Annotated in this window: 25 protein-coding genes; all 25 read left to right on the top strand. The window is 38.0% G+C overall.

Going from position 1 to position 22,542, the window contains the following annotated elements; translation table 11 throughout:
• The first annotated feature begins 5 nt into the window (after nt 1-5).
• A complete protein-coding gene (gene ffh, locus BFL01S_RS00425; RefSeq protein WP_025909013.1) occupies nt 6-1,349 on the top strand; it encodes a signal recognition particle protein in 1,344 nt (447 codons plus the stop codon).
• A 135-nt stretch (nt 1,350-1,484) separates the two neighbouring features.
• Nucleotides 1,485-1,757: a 30S ribosomal protein S16 gene (rpsP, locus tag BFL01S_RS00420; RefSeq protein ID WP_025909012.1), complete on the top strand. Its 273-nt coding sequence runs from the start codon at nt 1,485-1,487 to the stop codon at nt 1,755-1,757.
• Between the two features lie 11 nt (nt 1,758-1,768).
• Nucleotides 1,769-1,999, top strand: coding sequence for a KH domain-containing protein (locus BFL01S_RS00415; protein WP_025909011.1), 231 nt, complete (start codon nt 1,769-1,771; stop codon nt 1,997-1,999).
• Nucleotides 2,000-2,103: 104 nt separating this feature from the next.
• The gene (locus BFL01S_RS00410; RefSeq protein ID WP_061784592.1) at nt 2,104-2,490 is read left to right on the top strand and encodes a YlqD family protein; all 387 of its coding nucleotides are present in this window, start codon (nt 2,104-2,106) and stop codon (nt 2,488-2,490) included.
• A 9-nt stretch (nt 2,491-2,499) separates the two neighbouring features.
• On the top strand, nt 2,500-3,018 hold the full coding sequence (gene rimM / locus BFL01S_RS00405) for a ribosome maturation factor RimM (RefSeq protein ID WP_061784591.1): 519 nt from the start codon (nt 2,500-2,502) through the stop codon (nt 3,016-3,018).
• Complete coding sequence (gene trmD, locus BFL01S_RS00400; RefSeq protein WP_025909008.1) at nt 3,018-3,752, top strand: tRNA (guanosine(37)-N1)-methyltransferase TrmD; 735 nt, start codon at nt 3,018-3,020, stop codon at nt 3,750-3,752. The genes rimM and trmD overlap by 1 nt, the downstream gene beginning before the upstream one ends.
• A 189-nt stretch (nt 3,753-3,941) precedes the next feature.
• A complete protein-coding gene (gene rplS, locus BFL01S_RS00395; RefSeq protein WP_025909007.1) occupies nt 3,942-4,286 on the top strand; it encodes a 50S ribosomal protein L19 in 345 nt (114 codons plus the stop codon).
• A 121-nt stretch (nt 4,287-4,407) separates the two neighbouring features.
• Complete coding sequence (gene lepB / locus BFL01S_RS00390; RefSeq protein WP_025909006.1) at nt 4,408-4,959, top strand: signal peptidase I; 552 nt, start codon at nt 4,408-4,410, stop codon at nt 4,957-4,959.
• Nucleotides 4,960-4,992: 33 nt separating this feature from the next.
• Nucleotides 4,993-5,859, top strand: coding sequence for a ribosome biogenesis GTPase YlqF (gene ylqF / locus BFL01S_RS00385; RefSeq protein WP_061784590.1), 867 nt, complete (start codon nt 4,993-4,995; stop codon nt 5,857-5,859).
• A gap of 116 nt (nt 5,860-5,975) precedes the next feature.
• On the top strand, nt 5,976-6,740 hold the full coding sequence (rnhB, locus tag BFL01S_RS00380) for a ribonuclease HII (RefSeq protein WP_025909004.1): 765 nt from the start codon (nt 5,976-5,978) through the stop codon (nt 6,738-6,740).
• Between the two features lie 19 nt (nt 6,741-6,759).
• A complete protein-coding gene (locus tag BFL01S_RS00375) occupies nt 6,760-8,280 on the top strand; it encodes a hypothetical protein (protein ID WP_156474887.1) in 1,521 nt (506 codons plus the stop codon).
• Nucleotides 8,277-8,555 (top strand): EscU/YscU/HrcU family type III secretion system export apparatus switch protein, encoded by a 279-nt coding sequence (locus tag BFL01S_RS00370; RefSeq protein ID WP_025909002.1) that lies wholly within the window; start codon nt 8,277-8,279, stop codon nt 8,553-8,555. The genes BFL01S_RS00375 and BFL01S_RS00370 overlap by 4 nt, the downstream gene beginning before the upstream one ends.
• A gap of 112 nt (nt 8,556-8,667) precedes the next feature.
• Nucleotides 8,668-9,828, top strand: coding sequence for an ADP-forming succinate--CoA ligase subunit beta (gene sucC / locus BFL01S_RS00365; RefSeq protein WP_025909001.1), 1,161 nt, complete (start codon nt 8,668-8,670; stop codon nt 9,826-9,828).
• Between the two features lie 18 nt (nt 9,829-9,846).
• On the top strand, nt 9,847-10,749 hold the full coding sequence (gene sucD / locus BFL01S_RS00360; protein ID WP_025909000.1) for a succinate--CoA ligase subunit alpha: 903 nt from the start codon (nt 9,847-9,849) through the stop codon (nt 10,747-10,749).
• A gap of 61 nt (nt 10,750-10,810) precedes the next feature.
• Nucleotides 10,811-11,701, top strand: a complete 891-nt coding sequence (gene dprA, locus BFL01S_RS00355) for a DNA-processing protein DprA (protein WP_061784588.1) — start codon at nt 10,811-10,813, stop codon at nt 11,699-11,701.
• A 154-nt stretch (nt 11,702-11,855) separates the two neighbouring features.
• Nucleotides 11,856-13,931, top strand: coding sequence for a type I DNA topoisomerase (gene topA, locus BFL01S_RS00350; protein ID WP_061784587.1), 2,076 nt, complete (start codon nt 11,856-11,858; stop codon nt 13,929-13,931).
• Between the two features lie 240 nt (nt 13,932-14,171).
• Nucleotides 14,172-15,476 (top strand): FADH(2)-oxidizing methylenetetrahydrofolate--tRNA-(uracil(54)-C(5))-methyltransferase TrmFO, encoded by a 1,305-nt coding sequence (gene trmFO / locus BFL01S_RS00345; protein WP_025908997.1) that lies wholly within the window; start codon nt 14,172-14,174, stop codon nt 15,474-15,476.
• A 64-nt stretch (nt 15,477-15,540) separates the two neighbouring features.
• Nucleotides 15,541-16,443 carry a tyrosine recombinase XerC gene (xerC, locus tag BFL01S_RS00340; protein ID WP_061784586.1) on the top strand — a complete coding sequence of 301 codons (903 nt, stop codon included), beginning with the start codon at nt 15,541-15,543 and terminating at the stop codon, nt 16,441-16,443.
• Nucleotides 16,444-16,461: 18 nt separating this feature from the next.
• A complete protein-coding gene (gene hslV, locus BFL01S_RS00335) occupies nt 16,462-17,004 on the top strand; it encodes an ATP-dependent protease subunit HslV (protein ID WP_061784585.1) in 543 nt (180 codons plus the stop codon).
• Nucleotides 17,005-17,019: 15 nt separating this feature from the next.
• Nucleotides 17,020-18,420 (top strand): ATP-dependent protease ATPase subunit HslU, encoded by a 1,401-nt coding sequence (gene hslU, locus BFL01S_RS00330; protein WP_025908994.1) that lies wholly within the window; start codon nt 17,020-17,022, stop codon nt 18,418-18,420.
• Between the two features lie 34 nt (nt 18,421-18,454).
• Nucleotides 18,455-19,234 (top strand): GTP-sensing pleiotropic transcriptional regulator CodY, encoded by a 780-nt coding sequence (codY, locus tag BFL01S_RS00325; protein WP_025908993.1) that lies wholly within the window; start codon nt 18,455-18,457, stop codon nt 19,232-19,234.
• Nucleotides 19,235-19,714: 480 nt separating this feature from the next.
• Nucleotides 19,715-20,107, top strand: coding sequence for a flagellar basal body rod protein FlgB (gene flgB, locus BFL01S_RS00320; RefSeq protein ID WP_025908992.1), 393 nt, complete (start codon nt 19,715-19,717; stop codon nt 20,105-20,107).
• A 2-nt stretch (nt 20,108-20,109) separates the two neighbouring features.
• On the top strand, nt 20,110-20,559 hold the full coding sequence (flgC, locus tag BFL01S_RS00315; RefSeq protein ID WP_061784584.1) for a flagellar basal body rod protein FlgC: 450 nt from the start codon (nt 20,110-20,112) through the stop codon (nt 20,557-20,559).
• 11 nt (nt 20,560-20,570) lie between these two features.
• On the top strand, nt 20,571-20,867 hold the full coding sequence (gene fliE, locus BFL01S_RS00310) for a flagellar hook-basal body complex protein FliE (protein ID WP_025908990.1): 297 nt from the start codon (nt 20,571-20,573) through the stop codon (nt 20,865-20,867).
• Nucleotides 20,868-20,937: 70 nt separating this feature from the next.
• A complete protein-coding gene (fliF, locus tag BFL01S_RS00305) occupies nt 20,938-22,527 on the top strand; it encodes a flagellar basal-body MS-ring/collar protein FliF (RefSeq protein WP_061784583.1) in 1,590 nt (529 codons plus the stop codon).
• The last annotated feature ends 15 nt before the right edge of the window (nt 22,528-22,542 follow it).

The raw sequence follows: 22,542 nt of genomic DNA, 5'->3' as shown, positions 1-22,542 counted from the left end.
CATATATGGCATTTGAAGGATTAGCCGACCGTTTGCAAAGCACGTTACAAAAGCTAAAGGGAAAAGGTAAAGTAACTGAAGCAGATGTTAAGGAAATGATGCGTGAGGTACGCCTAGCCCTTTTAGAGGCGGATGTAAACTTTAAAGTAGTAAAAGACTTCATTAAGCGAGTAAGTGAGCGCGCAGTAGGTCAAGACGTATTAAAAAGCTTAACGCCTGGTCAACAGGTTATTAAAGTTGTACAAGAAGAATTAACAGCACTGATGGGCGGCGAACAAAGCAAAATTGCAGTGGCTCCAAAGGCTCCTACGGTTATTATGATGGTAGGACTTCAAGGTGCAGGTAAAACGACAACTACTGGTAAGCTAGCTAACCTACTGCGTAAGAAACATAACCGCAACCCATTGCTTGTAGCAGCTGATGTATATCGCCCTGCGGCGATTAAACAGCTTGAGACGCTTGGAAAGCAGTTAAGTATGTCTGTTTTTTCATTGGGAGATCAAGTAAGTCCCGTTGAAATTGCAAAGCAGGCCATTGCTTATGCTAAAGAAGAGCATCATGATTATGTATTAATTGATACAGCCGGACGTTTGCATGTAGATGAAAATTTAATGGAAGAGTTAGAGCAAATTAAAGAGCTCACAAACCCTCATGAAATTTTCTTAGTTGTCGATGCAATGACGGGTCAGGATGCTGTAAACGTAGCTGATAGCTTTAATAAACAGCTTGGCTTAACAGGTGTGGTATTAACGAAGCTAGATGGAGATACGCGCGGTGGTGCGGCTTTATCAATTCGTGCAGTTACCAATACACCGATTAAGTTTGTTGGTTTGGGTGAAAAGATGGATGCAATCGATGCATTCCATCCAGAGCGTATGGCTTCTCGTATCTTAGGAATGGGAGACGTTCTTACGCTGATTGAAAAAGCGCAGGCTAACGTAGATGAAGAAAAAGCTAAAGAGCTTGAAGCGAAACTGCGTACGCAGTCGTTTACATTTGATGACTTTTTAGAGCAGCTTGCTCAAGTTCGTCAAATGGGGCCGTTAGATGAACTTATTGGCATGCTTCCAGGTGCTAATAAAATGAAAGGCCTCAAGAACTTACAGGTAGATGAAAAGCAAATTAGTCATGTAGAAGCGATTATTCGTTCCATGACAAAAGCTGAAAAAACAAATCCTGAAATCATTAACGCTAGTCGACGAAAACGCATTGCAAAAGGTAGCGGTCGATCGGTTCAAGAGGTTAACCGACTATTGAAGCAGTTTGAAGACATGAAGAAAATGATGAAGCAAATGACAAACATGTCTAAAGGGAAGAAAAAGGGCATGAAATTACCTTTCTTTTCTTAATTTGTCACTAAATTTAGTTGTAAAAATAAACAGAATAAAATATTTTTTATACTGTTAAGAAAAAAACCTTTACAAACATTTTATCTTTTTGATATTATATTATCTTGTTGAAACATATTCGGAGGTGCTTTAAAAATGGCAGTAAAAATTCGTTTAAAACGTATGGGAGCTAAAAAATCTCCTTTCTATCGTATCGTAGCAGCAGACTCTCGTTCACCACGTGATGGGCGTTACATCGAAGTGGTTGGGACTTACAATCCAGTAGCTCAACCAGCTGAAGTTAAAATTGATGAAGAGTTAGCTCTTAAATGGTTACAAAATGGTGCAAAACCATCTGATACAGTACGTAACCTTTTCTCTAACGAAGGCATCATGGAGAAATTCCATAACGCTAAATTAGGAAAATAATTATACTCGCGATGACATCACTAATTGAAACGATTGTTAAGCCACTTGTTGATTATCCAGATGAAGTCCGAGTGAAAGAAGTAAGTGAAGAACATCAAGTGACGTACTTCATTGAAGTTCACAAAGAAGATATCGGAAAGATTATTGGAAAGCAAGGGCGGGTTGCCAAAGCGATTCGGACTGTTGTCTCTGCGGCGGCATCGCAATTAGATAAAAAAGTGCATGTGAAAATTCAAGAGTGAAAAAAGGGAGAGGGATAACCTCCCCCTTTTTTTTATGTAACTACTTCTCAAATGACGGATAGAAATGGTTTAATAAGAATCGTAGGATGAAGAGGAGGGGTTTGATGCAAATTATTCAAAAGGTTGTTGTGAAGCAAGTTGTGACGGAAAGCAGCAAGGCGTTACTACATAATCGTTTCTCTCAGCGAAAAGTCGAGCTGCAAAAAGAGTTAGAGCAGCTTAAGTTTCAACTGAAACAAATAGAGAAAACAAAAAAAACTCAATCATCTTTGCTTCATACTCAGTTTGAAAAAGAGCGTTCATCCAGACTTGAAAAAATAGACGTAATTGATTTTCAAATTGAACAGCTAGAGCGCCTGGCGTTAGGAAGTGAGCTTGTTGAATCAGAAATGGATTCGTTGCTTGAAGTGAAAATCGGTGATAATTGGAATGATATAAAGCAAAAAAAAGAGATTGTAATCAAAGACGGCATTGTCGTTGAAATTCGATAGAGGTGAACAATGAATAATTGGTTTAAAGTAGGTAAAATTGTTAATACACATGGGATTAAAGGTGAAGTACGCATTATCTCAACCACAGATTTTGCAGATGAACGCTACGAAGTAGGAAACAAACTTTATTTGTTCCAAGAAAAGCAAACTGAACCTGTTGAGGTAGTTGTGGCTACGCATAGAAAGCATAAAAATTTTGACCTTGTATCATTTGAAGGGTATCCAAATGTAAATGACGTTGAGAAATTTAAGAACAGCATGGTGAAAGTATCGGAAGATCAATTGTCTGAGCTTGAAGACGGTGAGTTTTATTTTCATGAAATTATTGGCTGCATTGTTAAAACGGAAGAAGGTCAAGAGCTTGGGAAGATAAAAGAAATCTTAGTTCCTGGTGCGAATGATGTGTGGGTTGTAAAAGGAAAAGATGGAAAAGAGATTTTAATTCCTTATATCGACGCAGTTGTTCAGGAGATTGATGTTGAGAATAAAGAAATTATTATTACAGTAATGGAAGGGTTATTAGACTGATGAAGATTGATGTCCTGTCTTTATTTCCTTCAATGTTTGAAGGAGTGTTTGGTGAATCCATTTTAAAAAAAGCGCAAGAAAAGCAAGCCGTAGAGTTAAACGTGGTAAATTTTAGAGAATACTCAGCGAATAAGCATCAAAATGTTGATGACTATCCGTATGGCGGCGGAGCAGGGATGGTATTAACACCTCAGCCAATTTTTGATGCGGTAGATGCGCTGACAAAAGACTCTAAGCCGCGCGTTGTTTTACTGTGTCCACAAGGAGAGCGCTATACGCAAAAAAAAGCAGAAGAGCTAGCGCAAGAAGAGCATCTAATCTTTGTATGTGGTCACTATGAGGGATATGACGAGCGAATCCGTGAGCACGTTGTAACTGATGAGATTTCAATTGGTGATTATGTGTTAACCGGTGGAGAGCTAGGGGCAATGGTTGTAATTGACAGCGTAGTACGTCTATTGCCAGGCGTATTAGGGAATCAGGATTCGGCTGTAAAGGACTCGCATAGCACAGGGTTGTTAGAACACCCACATTATACACGTCCTGCTGATTTCAGAGGATTTAAGGTTCCTGATGTCTTAATGAGCGGTGACCATCAAAAAATTGCAGCATGGCGCGAAAAAGAGTCTCTCAAGCGAACGCTGCTAAGAAGGCCAGATATGCTAGAACAGCTTGAGCTTTCTTCACAGCAAAAGAAAATAATAGCTGAATTGCAAAATGAAGAAAGTGAATAAGACGAAGAGTTCCCAATGTGTTTTAAAAGATACAGAAAAATAATTTCTCTTATTGCATACGCCATGAGAGTGTGCTAAGATAAATCTTGTGGCTTGAGCTGATAGGCTTTTGTCACTTATAACGATGTTCCGCTGCAATGATCTATAAGCATTGTTATGAGCGTCTGTTGGAAGGAGTTGAAACACGCGATGCAAAAATTAATCGAAGAAATTACAAAAGAACAACTTAAAACCGATCTTCCTACGTTCCGTCCTGGTGATACTGTACGTGTACACGTAAATATCGTTGAGGGTAGCCGTGAACGTGTTCAGGTATTTGAAGGTGTTGTTATCAAGCGTCGTGGTGGTGGTATCAGCGAAACATTTACAGTACGTAAGATTTCTTACGGTGTAGGTGTAGAGCGTACATTCCCACTTCATACGCCAAAAATTGCAAAAATCGAAGTAATGCGCCGTGGTAAAGTACGCCGTGCGAAACTTTATTACCTACGTGAATTACGTGGTAAAGCTGCGCGTATTAAAGAAATTCGATAATCGTGAAGGGGAGCTTGTTAAACAAGCTCCTTTTTTCAAATCTTTTTTTATAATTATTAGGTGTTTCAGTGACTTTCAGATACAATAAAAGATGTAGTATATAAAGGTTGGGGGACTGAGAATGGCCCGAGGAAAAAATGAATTTTTTGAATGGATTAAAGCCATTGCTATTGCTGTTTTATTAGCTGTAGTTATTCGCTACTTTTTATTTGCGCCGATTGTAGTAGATGGATTATCAATGATGCCAACTCTACATGATCAGAACCGCATGATTGTAAATAAGTTTTCGTATAAAATTGGGGATCCTGATCGTTTTGATATTATCGTCTTTCATGCAGATGAACAAAAGGACTACATAAAGCGAATTATTGGTCTACCGGGTGATCATATTGAATATCGTGATGATGTTTTATATGTGAACGGAAAGCCGTATGAAGAACCATATCTTGATGAATATAAAAAAGAAGTTATTGATGGTAACTTAACAGAAGATTTTACCCTAGAAGGTTTAACAGGTGAAGGAGAAGTACCTGAAGGCCATTTGTTTGTAATGGGAGATAATCGTCGCTACAGTAAGGATAGTAGACAAATTGGGTTTGTAAGTATGGATCAAGTACTTGGAAAGACAAGCTTAGTTTACTGGCCGCTATCTGAAGCTCGACTATCTAATTAAAAAATGTAGTAATTGATAAAAGGTGAGTAGAACATGACAATACAATGGTTTCCGGGACATATGGCGAAAGCGAGACGTCAAGTTACGGAAAAACTAAAATTAATTGATATTGTATATGAGCTAGTAGACGCTCGTATTCCACAATCATCAAGAAATCCAATGATTGATGAGATTATTGTAAATAAGCCTCGCATTGTCTTATTAAATAAAACAGATAAAGCGGATCCGCGCATGACAGAAGAATGGTTGCGTTACTATCGTGAACAGGGTGTACAAGCGTTAGCGATTGATGCACAGGCAGGAAAAGGGATGAAACAAATTGTCTCTTTATCAAAAGAAATTCTCCATGAAAAATTTGAGAGAATGAAAGCAAAAGGAATTAAAAAACCTCGTGCGATTCGAGCGATGATTGTTGGAATTCCCAACGTAGGAAAGTCTACGCTTATCAACCGCTTAGCAAGCAAAAAGATTGCCAAAACAGGAGATCGTCCTGGTGTGACTCAAGCACAGCAATGGATTAAAGTGGGAAGTGAGCTAGAGCTTTTAGATACGCCAGGAATTCTTTGGCCGAAGTTTGAAGATCAAACGGTAGGCTATAAATTAGCGACAACAGGTGCAATTAAAGATACAATCGTTAACATGCAGGACATTTGTGTTTATGCACTTCGCTTCCTTTCTCGCTATTATCCCGTTAATCTTAAAGAGCGTTATGGTCTTGAGGAGATACCAGAGGATATTGTTGAGCTTTTTGATGCGATTGCAGCAAAAAGAGGTTGTATTATGAGCGGTGGAATGGTTGATTATGATAAAACAGCCGAACTGGTGCTGAGAGAGATTCGAACGGATAAGCTAGGAATGCTAACGTTTGATGATCCAGCTGAGCTTTCGTCAGAAGAATAGGCTGTAAAAAAAGTTAAGGTCGCTTTTTACCTATGTAAGGTAAAGGCGGCTTTTTTATTGATTGAAAATAATAACAGAACAGTCGATATAGAAGGATAGTAAGGAGAGAGGAAAAGATGAAACTAAACATTAATGACATTAAGCAGGCGTTGCAAGCAATCGACAACCTTCAGGATCCCTTATTTGCGCAGTATGAGCAAGATGAGCGCAAGGGTGTACAACAAGCTGTTGTACAAAGAAAGAAACAAATACAAGCCTCTGAGAGCTTAAAAGAGCAATTCTATCAAATGTTAGCATATGAAAACAAACTGTATGACCAAGGCTTACAGTTTATTGCAGGAGTTGATGAAGTAGGGAGAGGACCTTTAGCAGGACCGGTAGTTGCCGCCGCAGTTATTTTGTCTAGGGACTTCTTTTTACCTGGATTAACAGATTCTAAAAAGTTATCAGAAGCCAAGAGAGAAGAGTTTTACGAACAGATTTGTCAGCAAGCAGTAGCAGTTGGTGTTGGAATTGTAGATGCAGCAACTATTGATAAATTAAATATCTATCAAGCAACGAAAAAAGCCATGTTAGAAGCAATCGAGGGATTATCTATTGAACCTCAAGCCTTATTAATAGATGCTATGGAGTTGCCGCTTAATATTCCGCAGGAGTCTATCATTAAAGGTGATGCCACAAGCATTTCTATTGCAGCAAGCTCTGTGGTTGCAAAAGTGACAAGAGACCGAATGATGAAGGAACTAGCTTTAATTTATCCCGAATATGGATTTGAAAAGCATATGGGATATGGTACAAAGCAACACTTAGAGGCAATTGATACCTATGGAATTTTAAAGGAGCATCGCCGTTCTTTTGCACCTATTAAAGAGAAAATATAAGTGGTAAAGAGGGGGAAGAATGATGAAAATTTCAGGTTTTCAACAGCTTTTCTCAGCATCTAGTCATAGTACCAGGTCGTTTACACTTACTGCTGGCGATCATGTTCTTGGACGGGTGCTCAAACTTTTTCCGAAACAAACAGCACTTTTAAAGCTCAACGGAATGACAATGGTAGGAAAATTGGAAGCCCCATTAATAGTTAGACAAAACTACTGGTTTCAAGTTACTTCGACAGAAGGAGAATTGCCGCACTTAAAAATGATTTCGCCCATCAAACAAGGTTCTGAATTAGTTGAATCATTAGTGCAAGAACTGAGAATTGAAGTGAATAAAGAGAGCAAAAAGTGGTTGTCTAATCTTGTAGAACAGGGACATGCGCTTACTAAAGAAAAGGTAAATAGCCTCGGTAATATTCTTGCAAAAGAGAGTTTGACAGAACAAACGAAGGAAATTCTAACCTATATGTTAAAGCTGCGTCTTCCCTTGTCTAAAGAAGTGTTCGATGCATTGAAAAATGTTATGGGAAGCAGCTCTTTTTCAAAAGAGTTACAAGCGATTAAAGAATATAATCCAAACTCAGGGCTTGGAAAGGTAATTGATTCAATCTTTTTTCAGTCTAGCGGTGCTCAAAATGAACCTTTTAAAAAAACATTCGTGAATTGGTTACAAGCGACGAATCATAACGAAAAAGCCTATCAAATGCTGCAACATTTGAATTTGTTTCCTAAGAGTAAAAGGGAAGAAGACGTATTAAGTGTAGCCTCACGCTTATTTACCTTACAGCAAAGCGAAGTGAAAGCTGTATTCTTAGCCAAGGTGCAAGAATCTTTTCGTGAAGGTTTTGACATGGTGCGTCAGCTATCACAAGAAGTGTACGAACAGGCTGGGGAGTATGAAGCATTCTCGAACGCATGGAAAGCAATTGACCAGTACTCTAATAGCGAGGTAATCAAACAACTAATGGGAGTACAGCGCTTAACAGCTTTCTTTCACGCGTTTGGATTATCACAAGAAGGTGGAGGAGCACTTCTGAACCTTTTAGCTTCAGAAGTCAAATCGGTCGACGATGCAGGTATTCGAGAGAAGATGGAGCTGCTTATATCTCGAATAACTGGTTTTCAACTTCTATCACAGGCCAATGGTCCACTGTCTAACTTCTACATGGAAGTTCCACTGTTAGTTGGCAAACAGTGGAGAGATGTTTCTATACAATGGAGTGGTCAAAGACAAGAAAACCAAGGGGTTAATCCTAATTATTGTCATATTTTGTTTTATGTGAACCTTGAAGCGTTACAAGACGTTGTCATTAGTGTAAATATCCAAAATCGAATCATTACTTTGCAGATAATAAATCAATATGCCGACCTGTTGAAAGAGAGCGGTGAAAAGTTTACAAAAAGCTTAGTAAAAAAGCTGGAAGAGTTGGATTACCAGCTATCAGGAGTTAGTTATCGTGCTTTGAAACAAGAAAGTTCAATTGAAAAGAAAATGTCTACATCGTCTTATTCGTATAGAGGAGGAGTTGACTTTTTGATATGAGCATAAATGATAGAAAACAAAAGGCGGTTGCGCTAACGTATAATCAAGAAAGAGATGAGGCGCCTAGGATCGTTGCCAAAGGAAGTGGAGAAGTTGCAAAGCGTATCATTGAACAGGCACAGGAGCATAACGTTCCTGTTCAAAAAGATGCTTCTTTAACCGAGCTAGTAAGCACGCTAACTATTCATGAAAAGATTCCAAGCGAGCTTTATGAAGTGGTGGCAGAGGTTTTTGCGTTTGTTTATCAGCTGGACCAAGAGATAAAGAAAAAATAATTTTCCAATTATTTTAATATTTTTTAATTGAATAGTAGACAACTAGACAATTATTTTTATACAATGAAAGCGCAGTCTATTTTATTGATTGATTACGTTAGGAGGATGGGAAATGAATATCCATGAGTATCAAGGGAAAGAACTCCTAAGAAAATATGGAGTAGCAGTACCTAATGGTAAAGTAGCATATAGTGTAGAAGAAGCGGTTGAAGCTGCTAAAGAACTTGGATCTCAAGTTTCAGTTGTTAAAGCGCAAATCCATGCTGGGGGACGTGGAAAAGCGGGTGGTGTAAAAGTAGCGAAAAGCTTAGATGAAGTTCGTACATATGCACAAGATATTTTAGGTAAAACGCTCGTTACGCATCAAACAGGTCCAGAGGGGAAAGAAGTAAAGCGTTTACTTATTGAAGAAGGTTGCGATATTAAGAAAGAATACTACATTGGTTTAGTATTAGATCGCGCTACTTCTCAAGTTGTATTAATGGGTTCTGAAGAAGGTGGTACGGAGATTGAAGAGGTAGCGGAAGCAACTCCTGAAAAAATCTTCAAAGAATACATTGATCCAGCAATTGGTCTACAAGGTTTCCAAGCGCGTCGACTCGCGTTTAATATTAATATTCCAAAAGAATTAGTAGGTAAGGCAGTTAAATTTATGGCTGGTTTATATACTGTATTTGTTGAAAAAGATTGTTCAATCGCTGAAATCAACCCACTTGTTGTAACAGGCGATGGAAACGTAATGGCACTTGATGCGAAGCTAAACTTCGACTCAAATGCACTATATCGTCAAAAAGATATTTTAGAGTATCGCGATTTAGATGAAGAAGATGCGAAAGAAATTGAAGCGTCTAAATATGACCTAAGCTATATTTCATTAGATGGAAACATCGGTTGTATGGTAAACGGTGCTGGACTTGCTATGGCCACAATGGACATCATTAAGCACTATGGCGGAGACCCGGCTAACTTCCTTGATGTTGGGGGCGGCGCTACAGCTGAGAAAGTAACAGAAGCGTTCAAAATTATTCTATCTGACCAAAATGTAAAAGGGATTTTTGTTAACATCTTTGGTGGAATTATGAAGTGTGATGTAATTGCAACTGGTGTTGTAGAAGCGACAAAACAAGTTGGCTTAAGCTTACCATTAGTTGTGCGTTTAGAAGGAACAAACGTAGAGCTAGGTAAGAAGATTCTTCAAGAATCAGGGCTGAATATCACAGCAGCTGAGTCAATGGCAGACGGCGCACAAAAAATCGTTTCACTAGTGAAATAGAAAGGCTGGGGGATAGGAATGAGCGTATTTATTAATAAGGACACAAAAGTGATTGTACAAGGTATAACAGGCGGAGTAGGTCTTTTCCATACAACGCAGATGTTAGAGTACGGCACACAAATCGTCGGTGGTGTAACGCCAGGTAAAGGTGGTATGGAAGTTGAAGGCGTTCCCGTTTTTAATACGGTATTAGAAGCCAAAGAAAAAACAGGTGCTACAGCTTCTGTTGTTTACGTGCCACCTGCGTTCGCGGCTGATTCAATTATTGAAGCAGTTGATGCAGAGTTAGATCTTGTTATTTGTATCACAGAAGGTATTCCTGTATTAGATATGGTAAAAGTAAAGCGCTATATGGAAGGCAAAAAGACTAGACTTGTAGGACCAAACTGCCCAGGTGTTATTACGCCAGAAGAATGTAAAATTGGTATTATGCCAGGATATATTCACAAAAAAGGTCATGTTGGTGTCGTATCACGCTCTGGTACGTTAACATACGAAGCAGTACATCAACTTTCTGAAGCAGGAATTGGTCAATCAACAGCTGTTGGTATCGGTGGAGACCCGGTTAATGGTACAAACTTTATTGATGTTCTAAAAGCCTTCAATGAAGACGAAGAGACGTATGCTGTTATTATGATTGGTGAAATTGGTGGTACAGCTGAAGAAGAAGCTGCAGAATGGATTAAAGCAAACATGACAAAACCTGTTGTAGGGTTTATTGGTGGGCAAACAGCACCTCCAGGGAAACGTATGGGCCATGCTGGTGCCATTATTTCTGGTGGAAAAGGAACGGCTGCTGAAAAGATCAAAACAATGAATGAATGCGGTATCAAAGTCGCTGAAACGCCGTCTGTAATGGGTGAGACATTAATTAGTGTGTTAAAAGAACAAGGTTTATTAGAAAAATGTAAAACTCATTAAAGCATAAAAATGGTCCTCCTTGCTGAGGACTATTTTCTATGCCATAAAAGGAGTCGATGATATGGATGAGTTGCGCAAAAAAATAATTCACTTATCGCATTGTCAGCTATTGACTTGGAAGCAAATCTTTTCGTTTCTTCAGTATGATTCTTCTCTTCAACATCTGTACAATTATTCTCCGAATGACCTTCAGCAAATCCTTCAGGTTCCATTCAATCGAGCATGTCAAGTGAAAAAATATTTGCAAACTATTCCAATACAAGATATTCTAAATAAATATGAAGAGCAAAGTATTTACTGTATAACAATTATTGATGATGAATACCCCCATTTATTAAAAAATATCTATGATCCACCTTGGGTTTTGTTCTGTAAAGGAGATTTGTCATTATTTCAGTATAAAGATTGTTTAAGCGTGGTTGGAACAAGACAGCCTACTCAGTATGGATATGATGCTATACAATCGGTTTTAGCTCCGTTGCTTCATAATCAATTTGTAATTGTAAGCGGATTAGCTTTGGGTATTGACACAGCTGCTCATCAGCTAGCCATTGCTAAACAAGCAAAAACTATTGCAGTTTTAGGAAGTGGCTTTTATAATATCTATCCAAAGCATAATCTTCCATTAGCAAATGAAATTGCTCATAACCATTTATTGGTGTCAGAGTATCCGCCACCGACTAAACCAGCCAAGTGGCACTTTCCAAAGCGGAATCGAATTATTAGTGGCTTGACAAGTGGTACAGTTGTGGTTCAAGCTAAAGAGCGAAGTGGTTCATTTATTACAGCTGATCAAGCACTTCAACAAGGAAGGGAAGTATTTGCTATACCTGGCCCTATTACAGATGATGCTTCAAAAGGAGTAAACAAACTGATTCAAATGGGTGCGAAGCTTGTACAGAACCCTACAGATATAATAAGTGAATTACATCGATTCCAAAGTCATAGGTAATTTTTTATTTGGAAAGATGTATGATTTGTAAGATGAAAGAGTATTACTGAAACATAACGAAATTTAGAGAAAAGTATTTGATACAATATGATAAAAAAAAGATTAATTAATAATAATGAAGGTTTTATTTTACCTCTTGAGGAGGAGCAAATAGATGTCTGACTACCTAGTAATTGTAGAATCGCCTGCTAAGGCCAAAACAATTGAACGCTATTTAGGAAAAAAATATAAAGTGAAAGCATCGATGGGACATGTTCGTGATTTACCCAAAAGTCAAATGGGCATTGATACTGAACATAACTATAATCCAAAGTATATTACCATTCGTGGTAAGGGACCGGTACTGAAAGATTTAAAAACAGCAGCTAAAAAAGCGAAAAAGATTTATCTAGCAGCCGATCCAGATCGTGAAGGTGAAGCCATTGCATGGCACTTGGCTCATAGCCTAGATGTAGATATTGCATCAGACTGTCGCGTTGTATTTAATGAAATTACAAAAGATGCAATTAAAGAGTCTTTTAAACATCCACGTGCAATCAATATGGATTTAGTTGATGCGCAGCAAGCAAGACGTATTTTGGACCGATTAGTGGGATATAACATTAGTCCATTACTATGGAAGAAAGTGAAAAAAGGATTAAGCGCTGGACGTGTTCAATCGATTGCAGTACGCTTAATCATTGATCGTGAAAAAGAAATTACGGACTTTGAGCCGGAAGAGTATTGGACGGTACAAGCAACTTTCCAAAAAGATAACGATCAGTTTGAAGGATCGCTAATTGAGTACAAAGGGAAGAAAGCAAACCTTTCCAATGAAGAAGAAGTAAAAGCCATTCTTCAAACGATAGAAGGTAACGAGTTTAAGATTTCAAAAGTAACAAAAAAAGAAAGAAAACGAAATCCAGCTCCTTCCTTTACAACTTCTTCTCTTCAACAAGAAGCAGCACGAAAGCTGAATTTTAGAGCAAAGAAAACAATGATGATTGCTCAGCAGCTATACGAAGGTATTGATTTAGGGAAAGAAGGAACCGTTGGTTTAATTACGTACATGCGTACCGATTCAACCCGTATCTCTGAAACAGCGCAAGAAGAAGCAAAAGAGTACATTTTAAACGCATATGGCAATGACTATTTAGCACAAGAAAAGAAAAAAGAAAAGAAGCAAGCCAACTCACAAGATGCTCACGAAGCAATTCGTCCTACTTCGGCAATGCGTAAACCTGCAGATGTGAAGGAATTTTTATCAAGAGATCAGTTTCGTTTATACAAGCTTGTTTGGGAACGCTTCTTAGCAAGCCAAATGTCTTCGGCCGTAATGGATACAATGGCTGTTGATTTAAAAAATGGTGACGTAACGTTTCGAGCAAATGGGTCAAAAGTGAAGTTTCCTGGGTTTATGAAGCTATATGTAGAAGGTAGCGATGACCAAGTCGAAGAAAAAGAAAAGCAGCTTCCAAACTTAGAAGAAGGGGAAACAGCTTATTCAAAAGATATTGAGCCAAAGCAGCATTACACACAGCCACCACCGCGTTATACGGAAGCGAGATTAGTTAAAACGCTTGAAGAATTAGGGATAGGAAGACCATCCACCTATGCACCAACGCTTGATACGATTCAAAAACGCGGATATGTTGCTTTAGAGAACAAGCGCTTTGTACCAACGGAACTTGGTGGGATTGTGCTAGAACTTATTTTAGAATTTTTCCCTGAAATTTTAGATGTTGAATTCACAGCTAAAATGGAAACGGACCTTGATAAGGTGGAAGAAGGAAGCGTACAGTGGGTTAAGGTTATTGACGAATTTTATCGCGATTTTGAAAAGAGGCTTGAAAAAGCAGAAAAAGAAATGCGTGAAGTAGAGATCAAAGACGAACCTGCTGGAGAAGACTGTGAAGCTTGTGGATCACCAATGGTATTTAAAATGGGGCGCTATGGAAAGTTCATGGCATGTTCAAACTTTCCAGAATGTCGTAATACAAAGCCAATTGTCAAAGAAATTGGCGTAAAGTGCCCGACGTGTGAAGAAGGGAACATCGTAGAACGTAAGTCCAAGAAAAAACGTACTTTCTATGGCTGTGATCGTTTTCCAAGCTGTGAATTCATTTCTTGGGATAAGCCAATTGCTAGAAAGTGTCCAAAGTGTGAGAGCTTACTTGTAGAGAAAAAGCAGAAAAAAGGAACGCAAGTAGTTTGCACAAGCTGTGATTATAAGGAAGAAACGCAACAATAAGAAGCGCGGTTAGTTATTTAGAATAAATTGTAACGATGAATGATTGATTATTATGAAGGATATAAGTGCGACGACATGAGGTAGTGTGCTAAAATGGAAACGTTCTTAGCGACTCATTTACATGGCGTCGTATTTTTTTGAGAAAAAAAGTAGCAGCGAGTGGAGATAAACGATTAAACAAACAGAAAAAAGGTATGTTATAATACTTCTTTGTTTGATATTTTAGTTGGAGGATTGAACATGACAGAACAAGTAATTAACGTAATTGGTGCTGGTCTTGCTGGAAGCGAGGCCGCTTGGCAAATTGCGAAAAGAGGATTAAAAGTAAGACTTTATGAAATGCGTCCGGTAAAGCAGACACCAGCGCATCATACAGATAAATTTGCTGAATTAGTATGTAGTAACTCACTTCGTGCCAATACTTTAACAAATGCAGTTGGAGTATTAAAAGAAGAGATGCGTAAGCTAGACTCAATTATTATTGAATCAGCAGATGCGTGCGCAGTTCCGGCAGGTGGCGCTTTAGCTGTAGATCGTCATGAGTTTGCAGCGCGCGTAACGGAAAGTGTAAAAAATCACCCGAATGTCGAAGTTGTACACGAAGAAATTACGGAAATTCCAAAAGGCCCAACAATTATTGCAACAGGTCCATTGACATCAAAAGATTTATCAGAACAGCTACGTACTTTAACAGGTGAAGACTATCTTTATTTTTATGACGCGGCGGCTCCAATCATTGAAAAAGACAGCATTGATATGGACAAGGTATATTTAAAATCACGTTATGATAAAGGTGAAGCAGCTTATTTAAACTGCCCAATGACAAAAGAAGAGTTTACGAAGTTTCACCAAGCATTAATTGATGCTGAAGTAGTACCTTTAAAAGAGTTCGAAAAGGAAATCTACTTTGAAGGTTGTATGCCAATTGAAGTAATGGCAGCGCGTGGAGAAAAAACGATGTTGTTTGGACCACTTAAGCCTGTAGGGTTAGAAGATCCCAAAACCGGTAAACGACCTTACGCTGTTGTACAATTACGCCAAGACGATGCAGCAGGAACGCTTTATAATATCGTTGGTTTCCAAACGCACTTAAAGTGGGGAGCTCAAAAAGAGGTATTAAGCTTAATTCCTGGCCTTGAAAATGCTGAAGTTGTTCGCTACGGAGTAATGCACCGCAATACGTTCATTAACTCTCCGAAACTACTTCGCCCAACTTACCAATATCGCGAACGTGAAGATTTGTTCTTTGCTGGTCAGATGACGGGAGTAGAAGGCTATGTTGAATCTGCTGCTAGCGGTCTAATGGCTGGAATGAATGCAGCCCGTTACGTTTTAGGAGAAGAGTTAGTTGTCCTACCTCAAGAAACAGCAATTGGAAGTATGGCTCACTATATTACGCATACAAACGCTAAAAATTTCCAGCCGATGAACGCAAACTTTGGCTTGTTTAAAGAGCTAGAAGTCCGTATTAAAAACAAAAAAGAGCGAAATGAAGCGCTCGCTACAAGAGCATTAGAAACTATTCAGAATTTTACAACAAAATAACGAAATTGTTTGCAAGGGCTACTGAATTGTGATAATATTTAGTAGCCCTTGTGAGGTGATATGAGTGGAATTTGTTAAAGTTTCTTTAAATTCCTTCCTAGAATATTTACAAATTGAAAAGAACTATTCACAATATACAGTTGATTGCTATAAAAAAGATATTGAGTCATTCATCTCTTTTTTAGAAGCAGAACAAATACAAAATTTACAAGATGTTACATATGCAGATGCAAGACTGTTTTTAACAAGGTTATATGAAAAGTCATATTCAAAAAAATCAATGTCGAGAAAGATTTCATGTTTACGAAGCCTTTATCGATATTTGTATCGTGAACAAATAGTGGTTGAAAATCCGTTTGCGCTTGTTTCATTGCCGAAAAAAGATCAGTATACGCCACGCTTTCTTTATGCGGAAGAGCTGATGAAACTGTTTGAGTTAAATGATCTTACTACGCCGCTTGGCCAGCGTAATCAAGCGCTCCTTGAATTAATGTATGCTACGGGAATTCGTGTGAGCGAATGCGCAGCCATTCAGCTTAGTGATATTGACTTTTCACTTCAAACGCTTCTTGTGCATGGAAAAGGAAAAAAACAGCGTTACGTTCCATTTGGTAAATATGCAAAAGACTCTCTTCATACATATATACAGAATGGGCGAGTGCAGTTGAAAAGCAAAAGCGCTACCAATACGAATGCGCTCTTTTTAAATAATCGCGGAACAACATTGACGGATAGAGGTATTCGCTTAGTTATTGAAAAACTCATGAATAAAACGGCAGAGAACATACATATTAGTCCTCACGTTTTACGTCATACCTTTGCTACGCATTTATTAAATGAAGGAGCCGACTTACGTACGGTTCAAGAGCTACTTGGTCATGAAAATTTATCCACAACTCAAATATATACGCATGTAACGAAGGATCGGTTAAAAACAGTATATATGAATCATCATCCTCGTGCATAGAAGGAGGAGTTAGTTATTATGTCTACATTTCATGCTACAACGATTTTTGCCGTTCAACATAATGGTCAATGTGCTATGTCAGGTGATGGGCAAGTGACGTTTGGAAATGCTGTTGTGATGAAACATACAGCTAAAAAAGTACGTCGCTTATTTCAAGGACAGGTTTTGGCTGGATTTGCAGGTTCAGTTGCTGATGCGTTCACACTGTTTGAAATGTTTGAGAGTAAATTAGAAGAGTATAACGGCAATTTACAGCGCGCATCAGTTGAATTAGCAAAACAATGGCGAAGTGATAAAGTTTTACGCAAACTAGAAGCTATGCTGATTGTGATGAACAAAGATAGCTTACTATTGGTTTCGGGAACAGGTGAGGTCATTGAGCCTGATGATGGGATTTTAGCTATCGGTTCTGGTGGGAATTATGCATTATCGGCTGGCCGTGCATTAAAACAGCATGCTGGAGAACATTTAACTGCAAAAGAAATTGCAAAAGCTGCTTTGGATGTTGCAAGTGAGATTTGTGTGTATACGAATAATCAAATTATTGTAGAAGAACTGTAGGAAAGGGGATTTTCTATGAATTCTCATTTAACGCCTCGACAAATTGTTGAAAAGCTTGATCAGTATATTGTTGGCCAAACAAGTGCAAAAAAAGCGGTTGCGGTTGCGCTAAGGAATCGCTATCGACGTAGTTTATTAAACGAAGCTTTGAAAGACGAAGTTGTTCCCAAAAATATTTTAATGATTGGGCCAACTGGTGTTGGTAAAACGGAAATTGCGCGCAGGCTTGCAAAGCTTGTTGGTGCACCTTTCGTTAAGGTAGAAGCAACAAAGTTTACAGAGGTTGGCTACGTTGGTCGTGATGTAGAATCGATGGTTCGTGATTTAGTTGAGACATCTGTTCGTTTAGTGAAGGAAGAAAAAATGGTTTCTGTATCCGACAGTGCTCAAAGAAATGCCAATAGGCGTCTTGTTGAGCTTTTAGTTCCAAGCAAGAAAAAGCAGCAGACATTTAAGAATCCATTTGAAATGATTTTCTCCAATAATTCACAGCAAGCCGATACTCAAGCAGAACAAGAAGAAGAAGTAAATGTTGAAACAAAGCGCAAGCAAATTGCCCATCAGTTAGCCCTTGGAGAACTTGAGGATCATTATGTAACAATTGAGGTAGAAGAACAACAGCCTTCTATGTTTGATATGCTGCAAGGTTCGGGTATGGAACAGATGGGGATGAATATGCAAGATGCTTTAAGTAACTTTATGCCAAAGAAACAGAAAAAGCGTAAACTTACGGTGAGAGAAGCTCGTAAAGTGTTAACAAACGAAGAAGCTCAAAAGCTAATTGATATGGATGAAGTAACGCAAGAAGCAATTCATCGTGCAGAACAGTATGGAATTGTCTTTATTGATGAAATTGACAAAATTGCTCAAAAGAGCGGTAACTCATCTTCAGCGGATGTATCACGTGAAGGTGTACAACGTGATATTCTACCAATTGTAGAAGGTTCTACAATTGTAACAAAGTATGGAGCAATTAAGACAGACCATGTTTTATTTATTGCTGCAGGGGCGTTCCATGTTTCCAAGCCTTCGGATTTAATTCCGGAATTACAAGGGCGTTTTCCAATTCGTGTTGAGTTGACAAAACTAACGGTAGAAGATTTTATGAGTATTTTAGTTGAACCAGATAATGCACTATTAAAACAATATGTAGCATTATTGGAAACTGAAGGTATACAAATTGAATTTTCTGACGATGCTATACGTAAGATTGCAGAAATTGCCTTTCAAGTTAACCAAGACACGGATAACATTGGGGCAAGAAGACTTCATACTATTCTGGAAAGACTGCTTGAAGACCTATCATTTGAAGCGCCAGAAGTTACGTTAGAAAAGATTGTTATTACTCCTCAATACGTGGAAAGTAAGTTAGAGAAGATTGCAAAAAATAAAGATTTAAGTCAATTTATTTTATAGGTATAGAATAGAGATTTCAGGAGGAACAAAGATAATGGATTTATTAGGAAAAACTAGAAAGATTAATGCGATGTTACAAAAGGCTGCAGGCAAGCCCGTAAACTTTAAAGAAATGGCTGAAACTTTATGTGAAGTTATTGAATCGAATGTATTTGTTGTTAGTCGTCGCGGTAAGTTATTAGGAATCGCAGTTAAGCAACAGATTGAAAATGACCGCATGAAAGGCATGTTAGAAGCGCGTCAATTCCCAGAAGAGTATACACAAAACTTATTCAACATTTCTGAAACATCTTCAAACTTAGATATTAATAGTGAATACACAGCGTTCCCTGTTGAAAACAAAGAGCTTTTTGAAGCTGGTTTAACAACAATCGTTCCAATCATCGGTGGAGGGGAAAGGTTAGGTACGCTAGTATTAGCTCGTTTAGATCGTAACTTTGCAGATGATGATTTAATTCTAGCTGAATATGGTGCAACTGTAGTCGGTATGGAGATTCTTCGTGAGAAAGCGGAAGAGATTGAAGAAGAAGCGCGTAGCAAAGCGGTTGTTCAAATGGCAATTAGTTCACTATCGTACAGTGAATTAGAAGCAATCGAGCATATCTTTGAAGAGCTAAACGGTAATGAAGGTTTATTAGTAGCAAGCAAAATTGCTGACCGTGTAGGGATTACACGCTCTGTAATTGTAAATGCACTTCGTAAGCTTGAAAGTGCGGGTGTAATTGAGTCGCGTTCTTTAGGAATGAAAGGAACGTACATTAAAGTATTAAACAGCAAGTTTCTTGTTGAATTAGCAAAATTAAAATCAAACTAATCGTTAGAATAAAGAGATCTTTGATTAGCAGTCAAAGGTCTCTTTTTTTTGTTAAGATCGCCATCCTAAAAAAGTACCTCTTTTATATAAAATGCGAGTTAATAGAACTATTACCATTTTTAATTAAAATATAAATAGTCCATAAAGAACTAGTTAATTTGAATAAATATAATTCTTTAAGACTATACAAAAAAACGATTAACTTTGATTATTTTAGTGTTTAAGAATTAATTAAATTACTTTTAATGTCATTTATCAGAGACTTATTAATTATATTTGGTGTATTTTGTCGAAAAAAGCGCCCGGATTTATTTTGAAGGTGTTAAAATAGATTTGTAAATTCAATGATAAATTTTAGTAATGTAGTACAAAAGTTGCTTATTAGGTATAGACAAGAAGCATACTTTTTTTTACAATAGGCTTTATGGTAGAAAAGTCGAAATTTGTCAGAAAATTAAACGCGGTAAGTAGGTGTCCTATATGAGTTTATTTTCAGGAACAATTCAGTCATTAGAGCAAGGTCTGAATTATTCAACGCTTAAGCAGCAAACAATTTCTCAAAACATTGCAAATGTAGATACGCCAAACTATAAGGCTAAAGATGTATCTCGGAAGAATCAATTTCAATCAGAGCTTCAATATTCATTGAAAGCATACCGTACGAACGAAAAACATATTGAATTCTCAAAATCATCCGAACAAGCAGCTGTTATTTCAAGAACAAGTCATACATACCAAGAAAACGGCAATGGGGTTGATTTAGATAAAGAAATGACGACAATGGCAGAAAATCAAATTTACTATGAAGCATTAATTGATCGACTTAACGGTAAATTTAATTCTCTACAAACTGTCATTAGAGGAGGTAAGTAGAGGTGTCAATATTTCAAAATCTCAGCATATCTGGGTCAGCTTTAACTGCTAATCGACTACGAATGGATGTTATTTCTTCTAATATGGCGAATGCCGAAACAACAAGAAGTGAACTTGTAAATGGAGAATGGCAGCCGTATCGCAGAAAAGTGGTTTCGCTCCAATCAAACGGTGGTCCAAGTTTTTCTTCGTTGCTACAAAATGAAATGAGTAAAGGGTCAGCGGGCGGTGTGAAAGTTAAGTTCATAACAGAAGATCAATCTCCTTTTAAACTTGTGTATAACCCAACGCATCCTGACGCAAATGAAGATGGGTATGTTCAGCTTCCCAATGTGGATCCATTAAAAGAGATGACAGATTTAATTGGTGCAACAAGATCCTATGAAGCAAATATTACGGTGTTAAACGCAAATAAAAATTTATTATTGAAAGCATTGGAAATAGGAAAGTAAGGTGAAGCAGTATGATTCAAGGGATTCAACATCAAATGCCTGTACTAACTGAGAAAATATCGAACACAGGAACCGTTAAAGAAGCTCACGGTCAATTTTCAACTTTTTTAAAAGAGTCGTTAAACCAAGTAAACAACGCACAAAAGGCATCAGATCTAGCCACAGAAAAGTTAGCTCGTGGAGAAAAAATTGATTTACATAATGTCATGATTGTATCACAAAAAGCCAGTATTGCGATGCAGACGACAATTGAAATACGTAATAAAGCTGTTGAAGCATATCAAGAAATGATGCGTATGCAAATGTAGTAAACGGTTTTAGCTAAAAAGCGGTTATTTCATCCCTAGATAGAAAACAAGCAATAGCCGGAGGATTGTAATGAATGAAAAACTAGCACTCTATAAAAATCAAATAGGTGCGTTCTGGTCAAAGCGCACTAAGGTTCAAAAAGGTTTGATCATCGGCGGCCCCTTGGCGCTGCTAATTGCCCTTATTGCTATTTCTTTAGTAGCAACCAATGAGAAGTTTGTTCCCCTTTACAGCAATTTATCTGTACAGGAAACAGGTCAAATTAAAGCGGAGCTGGATACAAGAAAAATACCTTCTGAAATCTCAGAAAATGGAACGGTTATTTCAGTACCGGAACAACATGTTGACTCATTAAAGGTGGATCTTGCTGCACAAGGTATACCAGACAGTGGGAGCATTGATTATTCTTTCTTTGGGCAAAATGCTGGATTTGGTATGACGGACAATGAGTTTAACGTTGTTAAATTGGAAGCTATGCAAACCGAAATAGCTAATCTGATGAAAAATATCCAAGGTGTCAATAATGCGAACGTGATGATTACCTTGCCAGAAGAAAGTGTTTGGGTGAAGGATCAGCAAGGAGAAGCTTCAGCATCAATTGTTTTAAATACACAGCCAGGCTACAAATTTGATGAGGGACAAATAAAATCTCTCTATCATTTGGTTTCAAAAAGTGTTCCAAATTTACCTACTGATAATATCGTAATTATGAATCAAAACTTTGAATATTTTGACTTGAAAAGCAGTGACGAAATGTCTAATTCATCTAGTTTTGCTACTCAGCATGGTATTAAAAAGGAAATTGAACGTGATGTTCAGCGCCAAGTTCAACAAATGTTAGGTAGATTAGTTGGACAAGACAAAGTAATGGTTTCAGTTACAGCTGATGTTGACTTTACACAGGAAAATCGAGAAGAAAATTTAGTGGAACCTGTAGATAAAGAAAACATGGAAGGAATCGCAGTAAGCGTGGAGCGAATCAATGAAACGTTTACGGGAAAGAAACCTGAAGATGGTGGGGTTGCAGGGACCGGTGAAGAAGATACAACCAACTATGTAGAAAGTGGAAGTACCGACAGTGGAGACTATGAAAAGGCAGAAGAACGAATCAACAACGAAGTAAATAGAATTCGTAAAGAAATTGTAGAGAGTCCTTATAAAGTTCGTGACTTAGGAATTCAAGTAATGATTGACCCTTCTAATGCAAACGGTGAAGGTGAACTAGCAGAGAATTTAGAGGATGACATTCAGCAAGTTTTAAGCACGATTGTTCGTACGTCAATTTCAAAGGATGAACAAGGTGCTGAGTTAACTGATAATCAGGTTGCAGACAAAATTGTAGTCTCCGTACAGCCGTTCCAAGAACAGAAAGTAGCCGTTAATCAACAGCAAAGCGGAATCCCAACATGGCTATATTTTGTAGGTGGTGGCTTATTACTAGTTATTCTTGCACTACTATTCTTATTGTTAAAGCGTAGAAAAGATTCTGAAGAAGAGTTCTATGAATATGAAGAAGAGTATGAAGATTCAGTTGAAACCATTCAAAAGCCTCCTGTCCTAAGTGAAGAGCAGCAGTCAAGAAAACGTCTAGAAGAGCTTGCAGGTGAGCAGCCAGATGAATTCGCAAAGCTATTGCGCACGTGGATTAGTGAGGAGTAGGAGGGAGTATAGTGG

The organism is Priestia flexa NBRC 15715 (assembly GCF_001591565.1).
GTDB classification, from domain to species: Bacteria; Bacillota; Bacilli; order Bacillales; family Bacillaceae_H; genus Priestia; species Priestia flexa.
This window is presented reverse-complemented; position numbering and strand designations above follow the sequence as displayed.